The following is a 13706-nucleotide window of genomic DNA, read 5'->3' on the forward strand; positions in this document are numbered from 1 at the left end:
TTGGTGACGAAGTTACCAGTCAAGACTTGGTCGAAGTCTTCTTCGGTGAACTGGATCGGCACCGAGTTGTGAGCCAAGTAAGCACCGGTCCGTGGGTTGGCGTAGGCCAATTCAACGGTTGGGTACAGTTCCACACCGGGACGGCTTGGAATGTTGGTCAACTTCAAGCGATACAGACCGCCTTGTGGGAAGTTCTGACGAGCAGGAACCACCAAGGGTTCACTGTCGAACATCCCGGCACCCGATTGGTCATAGCGAACTTGCATGCCATCTGGATTGCCAAAGGTAACCTGAGCGGTCGAAACCATTGCGGGCATCATGCCGGGTGGTGGCATCATTGCCACGCCGCCGCCAGGAGGAATGTTCGATCCGCCACCGAGACATCCGCCGTTCCCGCCGTTTCCACAATCGCCACCGGCGAGTTGACGGAAACCGACTTGCTGAATTTCGGGGTTGCTCTGTCCTGCCTTTGCGATGCTGGAAGGCAATTCACTGAGGCCGCCATCAACGGCTCCTTCCGTGATCATGCCTTCGGTGCCTGTGGCAGCTGCAGGAGCGTTCGCTCCCATCATGCCGTAGGCCTGTGGGCCCAAGACGCCGGGGCCGGGGCCTCCGACACCTGGACCAGGTTGCATCATCCGCTGTTCCGGAGGCAGGTTGTGGCGAACCGGCACACATCCGGTGGCGAGGATCGCCGTGGCCGCCGCAAGCGCCAAATGAGTGACGATTCGTTTCATCTTTTCCCCCGTCTTGGGTCGCTGGGTTCTTCCCCCAACACTCGCGATGAATCGGACAAGTCGACAAGCGACTCGTTCGCGTTTCACGCAGTGTGGAACAAGAACTGGTTGTGATTCAATCGTTGAATCAAATCAAAATGGAAAGTCAGTGGTGTTCAGTTGTGACCAGATCTGACTGGACGCGAAGCGGGAGAACGACCTAGGATCGGCCATCCTTCCCCGCAACTGTTCTGTCAGGATCAGTCACTGCTCAGCTCATCGGCACGCGAGGGGGCATTTCTTTGGCAAAATCGTCATAACCTCCCCATGAAGATTCACCCGCACGACTGCTTTGACTGTCTGGACCAGCACGACTGGTGCGATGCCGATGCAGGTCGGTGGAGGATGGTGAATCGCCCAAAACCCCCGGAAACGTTGGGGAAAATCGCATTCTGCCTCTTCGTTTGTATTCTGTTTGGCGGCCTGGCGACGGCTGTTTGCAAAGAAATTCAGGCGGCCGGGGCGGATTCATTCCAGCCCAAAACAAATGGCCCGGCCGACCGATTGGTCGCTCAAACCATTCAACGAATCGCTCACGGACCCGCTTTTGACGCGAAAGTTCGCCAGCGGGTTTGGGTCAGCGGTCGCGAAATCTTGGGTGTGGGGACTTACGAACAAGCAGGCCAGGGAACCGGCCAGTTCAATTTGCAAGTCACGATGCTCGACGGCGACGGAAAACACACGCTGCAACAAGTCAGCGATGGTCGGCTGGCTTGGACACGAGAGCAGATTGGCGAGCAAGTCTCGTTGCGACGCGTGGATGTCGGACGTCTGGACCAATGGGTCAATGATTCGTTGGCTTCGTTGATGGGACGCGGCACGCGAGATTCTGCCTCCCCAACGACACTGAAACCCAGCGTGCGAGTCGGTGGCTGGACCGAAATGATGGACACCATTGCGACGGAACACGATCTGACTTTGCAGTCCGGGCAACTGGAGGGCCGTGATGTTTGGATCGTCAAGGGAACCCTGCGTGACGATTTACGCGCCCAACGGTTGGAAGAATTCGGCACCAAGACCTGGCCCGAACTTTGCCCCACACAAGTCGTGGTGTTGATCGCGCGGAACAACGATCCGGAAACTGGGTTTGGCAAAGGGTTGCCGCTGCGAATCGAATATTGGGGCGACCCCGCTCACCAGCCAATCGATGAAGGTCGGGATGGCGAGACCGACGCACCCGATGGCTGTGAAGGTGTGCTCGAAGAGCAACAGACAGTCATGAACAAAGACGGTGTGGTTGACGATTCCACCCCTGCCCGGCGAACATCCAGTCAACGAATGCTGAATTGTCCTTTGATCAGTTTGATTGAGCTGTATTCGCTGCGTCCGATCTCGCCACCGCCGATCGGTCGTTTTCGCTTTGAAAACCAAGACCTTGACGTCGAGTTCACCAACGAGACCGATCGCTACTTGTCCCGCTACGGGATCGCGATCACGGAACGTCAAAGTCGACTGCTCCGTCGCTAATGAATTCCAAATCTTCTCGCTCTTCGCTTCCCAAAAACGTCAATCTGGGATCCCGTTTGTTTTCGTGGGCGAAACTGGTTCGGTTGCCCAATGGATTCACCGTCGTCGCTGATGTCTCGGCCTCGTTCTTGTTGGTGCTCGGTGCCAGCGGTTGGTTGCGATCAGGAGATGACACGGCCGGTTCGGTCTGGCTCTCGATGGTCTTGGTGGTTGCATCCGGAGTCGCACTGTACTGGGGCGGCATGGTGCTCAACGACGTCTTTGACATCCGCGCCGATCGGCGAGCCCGCAGCGAACGACCGCTTCCACGTCGCGAGATTCGATTGGCCGAAGCTCGGATGGCTGGCTGGGGAATGCTTGTTGTTGGGACGGTTTTGGCGACCCTGATCGGCATGGTTCCTGGTGTGATCGCCGTGCTCTTGAGCGTTTGCATCGTCGCCTACGATGGCCCGTTCAAACGAACACGAATCGCGTCGGTGCTGATGGGGGGATGCCGCGTTCTGAGCTTCCTTCTGGGATCCACCGCGGCTCACTCGGTGATCCCCGCGGAACAATGGCAGGGACGCGTCTCGGTGCTGGGGGAACCCGTCTGGATGCACATCACACCTGTCACGTTTGCCTTCGCAATCGGCATGGGACTGTACATCACCGGAGTCACCACGTTCGCGCGTCGCGAAGCGATTGGTGACCGCAGCATGCATCTGCCGCTGGGCTGGTTTGGGATGACACTGGGCGGAGTCGTGTTGGCTTTCGCACCGCGTTTTGCAGGTGTTCTCGCCGACACTGACGTGCCTGTGAACTGGACCAAAGGTTGGCAAATTGATCCGGTTGTGATTTTCCCCGCCACGATTGCTTTGATGATTGTGCCAACGTTGGCAAGAGGTTGGACGGCGTGGCAATCACCGTCGCCCAAACGCATTCAATTGACGATCAAGTCCGCGATCATGGCGATCATTCCCTTGATGGCCGCAATCACCATGCTTGGGGCGGGAGCCATTCCATCGCTCGGCGTTTTTGCCTTGATGGTCCCCTCGATGTGGCTGGCGCGCCGCTTCCGAGTCACCTGACCTTCCGAGTCAGCTAGCGCTCTTCAGTTGGTCCGTGGACAATCTCAACGCCGGTGGCATGTCATCGGGCAGAGGATGCGTCTGAGGGTGAAGGGCATTGGCAAGGATTTCCAAGCTGTCCACGAGCCGCGGCCCTGGCCGACTGAAGTAGGCGGAACCGTCGACCACGTGAACTCGTCCTTCGCGAACGCATTTCATCTCGGACCAGCCGGGATAGCCTTGCAGAATCGGCAAATCGTCTAGTGTTCGGGAAACGCTGAAACCGCAGCATGCGATGAACAATACGTCGGGATCCGCGTCTCGTATTTGGTCCCACGATGTGGTCACGGAACGCTCGCCCGCCTCGCCGACGCATTCGTTGCCGCCCGCGATTCGAACCAACTCGGGGCTCCAGTGGCCTGCGCTGAACGGTGGGGCAATCCATTCCAACAACATCACGCGAGGCACTTGGACGCCCGGTCGGGACAGCCATTTTGTCGTACGCTGCTGTACTCGGTCGACCCGTGATCGCAGGCTGCCGATCAGCGTCTCAGCCCGATCGGAACAGTTGGCGGCTTTTCCAACCAAGGTGATGCAGTCAAACATTTCTGACAACGAGGTCGGTTCCAAGTTCACCACGCGTGGCTGGCCGGGCAGGGAGCACGCTGCCGCGTTGACTTCCGACTCAGCGACCGCACACACGTCGCACAACGCCTGGGTCACGATCAGATCGGGACACAACGATTCCACCACCGGCATGTTGAGTGAGTACAGCGCGCGCTCGGTTTGCAATCGCTCCCGAACCATCGCGTCGATCTCACCACTGCTCGCATCATGCGGGATCAACGTCTGAGTCACTTTGGGAAGACGCGCGACACCAGCTGGAAAATCACACTCGTGCGTGACGCCCACCAATTGGTCTTCCAGCCCCAGCGCACAGACGATTTCGGTTGCGCTGGGTAGAAGTGAAATGATGTTCATAAGGAGTTTGCTTGGGGGAGTGTTGTCGTGAAAGAAACTTATCACGCGTCCGCGATCTTCCCAGCCGGGATGCCTGTCTGTACGCCGGACTTGCTTGGCGTCTCTTCAGCAACGATGATCAGGTCCCCCTCTCGCGAATTTACCAGCGAGGATTCCCACCCTAACGGTCTCACCCGAACCATCCCGCCGAGTTTTTCACCATGCATCATCTCCCCGTCCCGCGATCGACCTCTTCATCTGGGAAGCGTTTCGTTTCCTGGATTCGTCCGACAAGCTGTCTGTTCCTTTTGGCGTTCATCTGTGTTTCGTCGCTCACCTCGATCACGCACGCCGACGACGAAGCGCTCCGATCGGTACAGAAAGGTGTCCCGAAAGGCAAACTCACCAAGGGCGTTTTCGACACGAGCGAAACCTTCCCCGGAACACGTCGAGACTATGCCGTTTATGTTCCTTCCCAATACGATCCGAAGACGCCTGCGAACTTGATGGTGTTCATGGATGGCATGAATTACGCCAAACCCAACGGTTCTTTTCGCGTTCCGATCGTGCTGGACAATTTGATCGCGAAAGGTTCGTTGCCACCCACGGTTGCCGTGTTCGTCAATCCCGGCACGATTCCGCCCACCAAACCCGGTGCCAAGGCTCGTAGCAATCGTTCGTTCGAGTACGATTCGCTCGGAGATCGCTACGCGGGATTCTTGATCGATGAGTTCCTTCCGGTGGCCTTGAAGGACTTGCACGTTTCGTCTGATCCCAAACGGCGCGCTGTCGCCGGCATTTCTTCCGGCGGTATCTGTGCCTTCACCGTGGCCTGGGAACGTCCCGATCAATTTGGCAAGGTGCTCAGCCACATCGGCAGCTTCACGAACATTCGTGGCGGTTGGGCCTATCCCGGTTTGATTCGCAAAACCAAATCCAACCCCAAACCAATTCAAGTCTACTTGCAAGAAGGACGCGACGACCTGAGCAACCTGCACGGCAACTGGCCGCTTGCGAACCGTGACATGGCCGCTGCACTTCAGTTCGCAGGTTACCAATACAAATTCGTCATGACGGAAGGAGGGCACAGCGGCCAATGGGGCGGAAAGGAATTGCCCAGTGCACTGAAATGGCTATGGAATGACGACGCGGAATCCACTGTTGTCCCGCCTGCATCGACCAAACCGAAGTGGGAACCTCACCCGCTCGCCGTCGTCAATGAAAGCGTCCCACAAGGCAAAGTCGAATCAATGCCGCCGTGGCATTCGAAGATCTTCGACAACACGATTCGAGATTGGGCCGTCTACGTTCCGGCTCAATATGACCCCAACGAACCCGCGGCATTGATGGTGTTTCAAGATGGTGAGCGGATGCGCGACACCAAAGGCCGCTGGCGAATCCCAACCGTGTTTGACAACCTGATTGCCAGCGGTGACATGCCACCGACCATCGCGGTCTTCCTCAATCCCGGCCATGACAAGTCGAAACCTCGCAAGGGTCGCAAGTCGTCCATTCGAGGCTTCGAGTACGACAGCCTCGGCGATCGCTACAGCCGGTTCTTGTTGGAAGAAATTCTTCCTGAGGTCGAGAAGAAATACAATCTTTCCGACGATCCCAATATGCGTGCGATTGGCGGATCCAGTTCCGGTGCGATCTGTGCGTTCACCGTGGCTTGGGAACGTCCCGACCAGTTCCGCAAGGTCTACTCGAGTGTGGGAAGCTTCGTGAATCTGCGTGGCGGTGACATCTATCCCTCACTCATTCGAAAGACTGAACCAAAGCCAATTCGCGTTTACATGGCGGACACCAGCGGTGACAACGATAACCCGTTTGGGCACTGGCCGATCGCCAACCAACGCATGGAATCGTCGCTGAAATACATGGGCTACGATGTGCGATTGGATTGGGCAGAAGGCTATGGGCACAATGCGGACTTCGGAAGCATGCAGTTCCCCGAAGCCATGAAATGGTTGTGGCGGAAGGACACTCACACGCCGTCGATCGACACCTCGGATGACCTGCGAGGTGACCTGACGCTGCTGAATCTTCTGGTGCCGGGCAAATCATGGGAAGTCGTCGCCGATAACCTTGGCTTTGCCGACGCGCCGTGCAGCGACGCGAAGGGGAATTTTTACTACTGCGACATGCGTGCTCCCGCGGTTGTCCGCGTTAGCGCGAGTGATCAATCCAAGACGGTCATCGCGAAAGAATCGGTGAGCGGTTTGATGCTCGGTCCCGATGGTTTGCTCTATGCCTGCCAGGGATCCAAGAAGCGAGTGATATCAATTGACCCCGAGTCCGGCGAAGTGAAAACGATCGCTGAAAACGTGCGTCCGAATGATCTTGCTGTTTCCGATGAAGGTTACTTGTTCATCACTGAAACGGGGGCGCATCAAGTCACACGGATCAACATGGAAACCGGAGAGGTGACTCCCGCTGACGTCGGCATCAAACGTCCCAACGGGATCGCGTTGTCCAATGACGGCGGCACCTTGGCGGTGTCGGATCATGGTGGTGAATCGACTTGGACGTTCCGAGTCAACCCGGATGGAGTGCTCGATGCCAAGATGCCAACCATGCCAATGCGGTTGCCAATCGATCCCAAGGGCGAGTTCAAATTCAATGAACCTCCGCCGTATTTGTCGGCATCCAAGGGGGATGGCATGGCAGTTGATAAGATCGGCCGTTACTACGTCACCAGCGAACTCGGCGTGCAGGTCTTTGATCCGACGGGACGTCCCTGTGGTGTGCTTCCCAAACCAAATCCGGAAAAGCCGCTAACCAGTTGCGTGCTGGCAGGGCCCGAGCACTCGCGTCTTTACGTGACCAATGGATCGACGATCTACGTTCGGGAATTGACCGTCGGTAAGTGAGTTCTTTTTTGAGTCCCCGTCCCTTCGAGGCGATCGCATCTGATTCCTCGAAGGGAACGCCGTGGCAACTCAGAGTCCAAGGCCGCGGTTCGCTCAAGCGGACCGATTCTTGGGAAGCAACGCTTGCAAGAATTGAGGCAACGCGCCCATGTAGCAACTGCACTGGGGGCAGACGGTGGATTGGTCGCTGACCAAATACTCGCATCGCGGACATGGTCGTTGCGATCCTGCCACCGGGTCATTGGCTGGTGTTTCCTTGGGTGGAGCCGTCAGGTCGGCCTCCCCCAGAATTCGCATCACTCCCGTGTCCGACAAAGGGTCGCGCTGAGGTGGATCCTCGGGGACATCGAAAGATTCTTCCCACGGAATGGTGACCGGGACTCCGCACCGAGGGCAGGGCAAAGTCTTGCCAACCAGCGCCTCGGCGGCTCGCAAATGGTGCCCATTGCTACAAGTCAGTGATTTTCGATTCATCTTTTCATCCTGTTTGGTGAAACCGTGTGAGTCTCCACTCTCGGCAACCCTTCAATGCCGATTCCCACCCAGGGTTCCGCCAAATGAACGCGAAAATTGTTTCTCGGAGGGATTCGTTCCCACCGGTGTTTTGTTCCGGAACCTTTTGTCAGGACTGGGGTTCCAACCGTCTGAATATTCATGCCCGAGTAGGAAAAGATGCAATGCAAGACCGACTGCTTCTGGTCGAGGATGACACCCACCTGGCAGCAATGGTCAGCGATTTTCTCCATGAACACGGTTTCACGGTTGAAATCGAGAACGATGGTGAACTCGCAGCCAAAAGAATCGTCCACAATCGCTTTGACGCCATTGTGTTGGATATCGGTCTGCCTGGTATGAACGGGATTGATGTTTGCCGTTCAGTGCGAAATCAATTTTCGGGGCCCATCATTGTGCTGACGGCTCGCGGCGAAGAGATCGACGAAGTGGTCGCGTTGGAAGTCGGAGCGGACGATTTCATGAGCAAACCGGTTCGTCCGCGTGCGTTGTTGGCACGTCTGAAAAACCATCTGCGAAAATCCGACACGCAACTGGATGAAGAGGACCGAATCGTTGTCGGTGATCTCGTTGTGACTCCTGCCAAGCGTCAGGTCACCATCGCGGGAGATCCAATCGAGATGACCACTGCCGAGTTTGACTTGATCGAATACTTGGCGGTGCGTGCTGGTTCTGTCGTGGCTCGCAAGGACATTTACGTCGATCTGTTGGGGTTGCCATACGATGGACTGGATCGTTCGATTGATCTGCGCGTCTCACGTGTCCGGCGCAAACTCGGTGATGATCCAAACCAACCCACGCGAATCAAATCGGTTCGCGGAGTGGGGTACTTGATGGCCAAGTGAACCACGTGGTCGCACCTTGATAATTCGCGATGTCATTTGGCAATCGCGTGCTGTTCCATCCGTTTTGCCAATTCGCGGGCATGTTCGCCGATCAGCATGGTGAAGTGATCGCCATTGGTTTGTTCCACAACGACGTCCTTGTCCAGCAAGGAGGCCCAGTCCAGATGATCGGTCCAGCGTTCTCCTGAGGAACCTTCTAACGCAGTTGTTTGCACGGGCAGAATCAATTGCACGCTGGGGCTGGCCGGATCGACTTCATACGACTTGATGAACTGCACATGTTGGCGGCTGGTGTCGATCAATTTGCGAACCATCTCTGGCGAAGCCGATTGGCTGAGGACCCCTGCACGCTGGGCTTCCTCCAACACCCGCTCCCAAATCTTGCCGGTCGTTCTTGCCTCTCGCAGTTCCTCCGTAGACAGATGCATGTCCGTCCCGGAAAACGCATTGGAGAATTGAATCAGGTCGGCAACGAACTGAACGTCATCGTTCGGATCCACATTGCGATAAATGGATGGAAGAGGAGTGTCGAGCAGCGTCACCGTCACATCCTCGCGGCCGATCTTTTCTAAGCGACGAGCAAGTTCCAGAGCAAACACGCCGCCCGCGGACCAGCCAATCAATCTCAGTTCGCGATCTGCAAATTGTTCTTGGACGATGCCAACATACTCTTCCATCATGGCATCCAAGGATGTCGGTGGTTCGCTGACACCGTCGGATCCCCCACCAACCAACGCGAAAACGGGTTGGTCTTCATCGACCTGTTTTGAAAAATCGGAGTAGCACGCGGTCGATCCGCCCAGCGGATGAATGCACAACCAAGGCGAACGGTTTCCGTCGGCTTTCAACGGGACAATCAACGCTGTCCGATCGTTCGCCTTTTGTGCTGGCGTTTCATTCGCGGTCTTGATGATTCCATCTTCCTCGGCGAACTGGGAAACCACGTGACCGACCAAACTGTTGATGGAGGGTGACTCCACCAGGGCGGACATTGGAATGGTGATGGCCAATCGTTGTTCGAGATTGTTCTTCAGTTCCATGGCGATCAGTGAATCCATTCCCAGTTCACTGAGCTTTTGCTTCACGTCAATTTGCTCGGCTTCCCAGCCCATCAAACGAGCCAACTCGGATGCGAAGTAATGACGCAAGCGGTCGGTTCGTTCATCGTCTGAGATGCCCGCCAACTGTGCCCGGAACTCATGATCGACTTGGTCCACTATCGAACCCGCGTCGGCCTGTGAACTGTCAGCGAATTCGACGAAGAACGGTCGATTGCGACGCATGCTGGTGGTCATCGCCGGCCAATCCACATCCATCACGGCGACATAATGATCGCCGGCCTCGATGAGTTCCTGCATCGTTTGCAAGCACGCCTCGGCGGGAAGCAATCGCATGCCTCGAGATTCCAACTGCGACGACCGGTCTTCTGTTGCTGCCATACCCGATTCCGCCCACGGTCCCCAAGCAATGCTGGTCGCTGGCAAACCTTTGCCACGTCGATACTCGGCCAGAGCGTCCAAGAACGAATTGGCCGCGGCATAGTTGGCTTGTCCTGGCGAGCCCAAGCAAGCGGCGATGGACGAGAACAAAACGAACGTTTCGATCGGCAGATCTTTCGTTGCGACATGCAGGTTCCATCCGCCTTGCACTTTCGGACTCATCGGAACGAGCAACTGTTCCGCTGTCATGTCCATCAACAGTCCATCTTGTAGGACACCGGCGGCGTGGTAGACATGCCCGATCGGAGGCGTGTCGTTTGGAAGATCCTTCAGTGCGGATCGCAGTGAGTCGAGGTCCCCGACGTCCCCTTGCAGCACCGTGACGCGAGCAGAATCGCTGGACAACGCTTCGATCTTCGCGGCCACTTCGCCAACGGGTTCGCGGCGCGAAAGTAACGCGATGCTGGTCGCACCATCGTCGATCAATCGTTTTGCCAATTTGAATCCAATTGCGCCGGTGCCGCCGGTGATCAAGACGGTCGAAGCGGGCGGCGTCTGCTTTGTGGCTGATGCATTCGCGGAATCAAGGTCTACCTGCGTCGTCATTCGCGTGATGACTTTGCCGATGTTTTTTCGCTGAGCCATGTAGCGAAACGTTTCGACCATTTCGGTCTGATCAAATTCGGTGCAAGCGATCGGTTGCAAGTCGCCGGCTTCGAATCGTTCGGCAAGCTCTTTCCACAACGATTCAATCTTCGCTGGACGCTGCCGCAACACGCGATCCAAATCGATTGCGTGATAGGACAGGTTGTCTTGGAAGGGCAACAGCCCAACTTTGCGATCTTGGTAGATGTCGGTTTTGCCGATTTCTAAGAAGCGACCGTACGCGTTGAGCACTCCGAGACTTTTCGGAATCGCTTCACCGGGCAGTGAATTCAAAACCACGTCCACGCCTTCTCCGCCAAAGGCTCGCCGAATGTCGTCGGCGAACTCGGTGGTTCGCGAATTGAAGACATGCTTCACACCGATGCCACGAAGAAATTCGCGTTTCTCATCGCTGCCCGCGGTCGCGATGACTTCGGCATCAAGAAACTGCGCAATCTGAGTCGCGGCCAAGCCAACCCCGCCCGCGCCAGCGTGAATCAACACCCGTTCACCCGGTTGAACATCGGCCAAGTGAACCAACCCGTACCAAGCGGTCAGAAACGCGATCGGAATCGTTGCGGCCTCCACGTCGTCGATACCAGACGGGCGTTTGACCAGTGTGTATTCCGGTGTTTTCGCGTGCGAACCAAAACTGAACGGGGCGACACCCATCACGGGGTCGCCAACTTGAAAACGCTTCACGTCTTTGCCGATTGCGGTGACAACGCCCGAGCATTCAATCCCAAGCGGCACCACTGTGTCGGTGATTCCGGGGTACAACCCCATCACCTTTAACACGTCGCTGAAGTTCAATCCCGCCGCATTCACCCGCAGTTCGACCTCGCTGCCGTGAGGTGATTCGCGTTCCATCGGTTCAAAGTACAGCGAATCAAAACTGCCTGTTTGCCGGAAACGCAAACGGTGTGGTTGCGTCGGAATCGTGATCGACTTCTCCACGCCTGAATCCGCGGGGGCGTGACGTTTCACCAGTCGTCCCAGGTGACGTGAACCACCTCGGTAGGCAATGTGATCTTCCTCGTCCGCCGCAACGATCTCGGCAACGGTGGCGGACGCGTTGTCTTCGTCGGATGCCGATAAATCCAAATCCAACAGGGAAGGCTTGAGATCCGCCAGTTCCATCATCGCGACGCGAATCATTCCCCACAGAGCGGCATGAGACAGATCGATCGAGGGCTCTGATGCAGACACCGCCTGGGCGGCCTTGGTGACATGCCACCAACCGCGAAAGTGTTTTCCGAGGGAAGCGTTTTGAATGGCGGAACGGAACTGCATGAGAGCCGTCTGGCAGGCGGTCTCTGCCTCTCTCGCTGGATCCGTGGATTCATCGGTGGAATCCCAAAGCGTGATGATCGCCGCGAGGGAAGTCGTCGAAGCCGATTGACCGTTGAGCGAATTCAGATCCGTGCCCAAGTTCCCTTGGACAACCTCGGCGCCCAGATCAGTCAGTTGCTTCGAAACAGACTCCTGTAGTGCTCCCGCGTTTCCTAGCAACCAGACTTGCTGACCGCTCAAATCCGTCTCAGCGGGTACGGCAGGAGATGAGTCAGTGTCCTGCCAATCGATTTGATAAAGCGAATCATCCAGTGACTCAGACGCGCCCCCGCCAACTCGTCCGACGCGCGTCACACGGACGCCAGTCCATTCGGCGACGACCTCATTGTTTTCATTGACCAGCCAAACGTCACCTTCGACGAACTCGGGATCCAAGACATCGCCGGGGGAAGTTCGTCGGCCGTAAGTGCGAAGGGTCCCGCTGGGTTTTTGATGCACCACTGCCCGCGAAACTTTCGTGGGCATGTAAGTCGCTTCGCTGAACGTGTTGTGGTCTGGACGCGGCACAAGTGCGGAGAATGTCTGCATCAACGCGTCGCCCAAAACGGGATGCAAGATATAATCGTCGAATTCAGATTCCGTGGATTCATCGCACTGGATTTGTCCCAGTGCTTCGCTGATCGAATAGTCAACGCGATGCAGCATCCGGAAGCGTGGCCCGTATTCCAGTCGCCGACGCGACATCAGGTCATAGAATTCGTCGTGGTCTTTCCCGCCGACAAAACGTTCCGCAACGGTAGCCATGCTGGAAGGTGGCAGAACAACCTCGACGCCAGTTGATTCGTCTGTCTGTTCCGAGGGAACCAATGACGCTGACATGTGCCTTTGCCATGCCTCTCTGGTATCCGCACGGTCGCGAGAGAAGATGTCGAGGGAAAGGCTTTCATCGACGATGGTTTGAAACGTTTTCCAACGATCTTCGCTGACGAACATGGCTTGTTCAATGTTCGCATCTGTGATTGCATGCGTCCCTGAACCGAAGCGATCGCGTGCTGCGGCAAAGGCGACTTCCATGAACGCGGCCCCGGGCAAGTTGACTGATCCTTGCACCGCGTGATCGCCTAAGAACTCCGGTGAGCGAGCTGACAAGGTGTTTTCATACAATCGACTTTGCAGAGCCGACGGTTGCAGTCGTCCCAGCATTGGATGCAACCGTTCGCCCGTGCCCGATCGACTGCGGGATGGATCCTCAACGATTTCATCCGATGGATCCAGCCAGTACCGTTGGCGGTCAAAAGGATAGGTTGGCAAGACCAAACGTCCTCGTTTCCAAGGTTGATCGAAGGCACGCCAATCGATTTTGCCGCCGCGAGCGTGAACGTCGCCCACCGCTTCGTACAGAACCGTTTCGTCGTCGTTGCCTGACCGCAGCGACGTTGTCCAAGTCGCGGTGCTGTCTGGCAAGCAACGTTTGCCCATGCCTGTCAGGATTGGCGAAGGGCCGACCTCCAGCATCACGTCGATGTCCATCTCGGAAAGCGTCCGCATGCTGGGTTCAAAGCGAACGGCGTTGCGGATGTGGTCGCACAGATAGTCTGCGTCCCAAGCCTTGGTCAGTGGCTCTCCCGTCAGGTTGCTGATCAAAGGAATACGCGGTGTCTTGAATTCGCACTGCTCCGCAATCTTGCGAAATTCATCGAGCATCGGTTCCATCAACTGGGAGTGAAACGCGTGCGAGACCTGCAGTGCTTTCGACGCGATTCCAGTTTCGTCGCAGTATTTGGCGAACGTTTCGAGGTCCGCCAGTGACCTGAGCCCCTCGACGCTGATCGTCGCGTTCATCCTGCTC

The 13706-nt window shown here is 56.6% G+C and carries 7 protein-coding genes and 1 pseudogene; 4 read left to right on the top strand and 4 right to left on the bottom strand.

From position 1 onward, the window contains the following. Positions 1–737, bottom strand: a pseudogene (locus tag ACF8AM_RS07525) (hypothetical protein); the annotation flags it as partial. Positions 738–1043: 306 nt separating this feature from the next. Here ACF8AM_RS07525 and ACF8AM_RS07530 point away from each other — a divergent pair. Together ACF8AM_RS07530 and ACF8AM_RS07535 are read left to right on the top strand one after the other, a co-directional pair. Further along, on the top strand, positions 1044–2243 hold the full coding sequence (locus ACF8AM_RS07530; RefSeq protein ID WP_392555039.1) for a hypothetical protein: 1200 nt from the start codon (positions 1044–1046) through the stop codon (positions 2241–2243). Further along, a complete protein-coding gene (locus ACF8AM_RS07535) occupies positions 2243–3310 on the top strand; it encodes a UbiA family prenyltransferase (RefSeq protein ID WP_392555040.1) in 1068 nt (355 codons plus the stop codon). Before ACF8AM_RS07530 ends, ACF8AM_RS07535 begins: the two co-directional genes overlap by 1 nt. Before the next feature lie 9 nt (positions 3311–3319). Here the strand turns inward: ACF8AM_RS07535 and ACF8AM_RS07540 are convergent, their stop codons facing one another. Further along, on the bottom strand, positions 3320–4270 hold the full coding sequence (locus tag ACF8AM_RS07540; RefSeq protein ID WP_392555041.1) for a cobalamin-binding protein: 951 nt from the start codon (positions 4268–4270) through the stop codon (positions 3320–3322). Positions 4271–4470: 200 nt separating this feature from the next. Between ACF8AM_RS07540 and ACF8AM_RS07545 the strand changes: the two genes are divergently transcribed. Next, positions 4471–7122 (top strand): alpha/beta hydrolase-fold protein, encoded by a 2652-nt coding sequence (locus ACF8AM_RS07545; protein ID WP_392555042.1) that lies wholly within the window; start codon positions 4471–4473, stop codon positions 7120–7122. Between the two features lie 93 nt (positions 7123–7215). Here ACF8AM_RS07545 and ACF8AM_RS07550 read toward each other — a convergent pair whose 3' ends face one another. Next, positions 7216–7596 carry an ATP-binding protein gene (locus tag ACF8AM_RS07550; protein WP_392555043.1) on the bottom strand — a complete coding sequence of 127 codons (381 nt, stop codon included), beginning with the start codon at positions 7594–7596 and terminating at the stop codon, positions 7216–7218. Between the two features lie 203 nt (positions 7597–7799). Here ACF8AM_RS07550 and ACF8AM_RS07555 point away from each other — a divergent pair, with 203 nt between their 5' ends. Beyond that, positions 7800–8480 carry a response regulator gene (locus tag ACF8AM_RS07555; protein ID WP_392555044.1) on the top strand — a complete coding sequence of 227 codons (681 nt, stop codon included), beginning with the start codon at positions 7800–7802 and terminating at the stop codon, positions 8478–8480. A 32-nt stretch (positions 8481–8512) separates the two neighbouring features. Here the strand turns inward: ACF8AM_RS07555 and ACF8AM_RS07560 are convergent, their stop codons facing one another. Further along, positions 8513–13699 (bottom strand): SDR family NAD(P)-dependent oxidoreductase, encoded by a 5187-nt coding sequence (locus tag ACF8AM_RS07560; protein ID WP_392555045.1) that lies wholly within the window; start codon positions 13697–13699, stop codon positions 8513–8515. Positions 13700–13706 lie beyond the last annotated feature (7 nt).

This window comes from Rhodopirellula sp. JB055 (genome assembly GCF_043100905.1).
Classification (GTDB): domain Bacteria; phylum Planctomycetota; class Planctomycetia; order Pirellulales; family Pirellulaceae; genus Rhodopirellula.

Bases quoted from the DNA above. Each gene is read 5' to 3' on its own strand.
- ACF8AM_RS07530 (WP_392555039.1), top strand. From the start codon at position 1,044: ATGAAGATTCACCCGCACGACTGCTTTGACTGTCTGGACCAGCACGAC.
- ACF8AM_RS07535 (WP_392555040.1), top strand. From the start codon at position 2,243: ATGAATTCCAAATCTTCTCGCTCTTCGCTTCCCAAAAACGTCAATCTG.
- ACF8AM_RS07540 (WP_392555041.1), bottom strand. From the start codon at position 4,270: ATGAACATCATTTCACTTCTACCCAGCGCAACCGAAATCGTCTGTGCG.
- ACF8AM_RS07545 (WP_392555042.1), top strand. From the start codon at position 4,471: ATGCATCATCTCCCCGTCCCGCGATCGACCTCTTCATCTGGGAAGCGT.
- ACF8AM_RS07550 (WP_392555043.1), bottom strand. From the start codon at position 7,596: ATGAATCGAAAATCACTGACTTGTAGCAATGGGCACCATTTGCGAGCC.
- ACF8AM_RS07555 (WP_392555044.1), top strand. From the start codon at position 7,800: ATGCAAGACCGACTGCTTCTGGTCGAGGATGACACCCACCTGGCAGCA.
- ACF8AM_RS07560 (WP_392555045.1), bottom strand. From the start codon at position 13,699: ATGAACGCGACGATCAGCGTCGAGGGGCTCAGGTCACTGGCGGACCTC.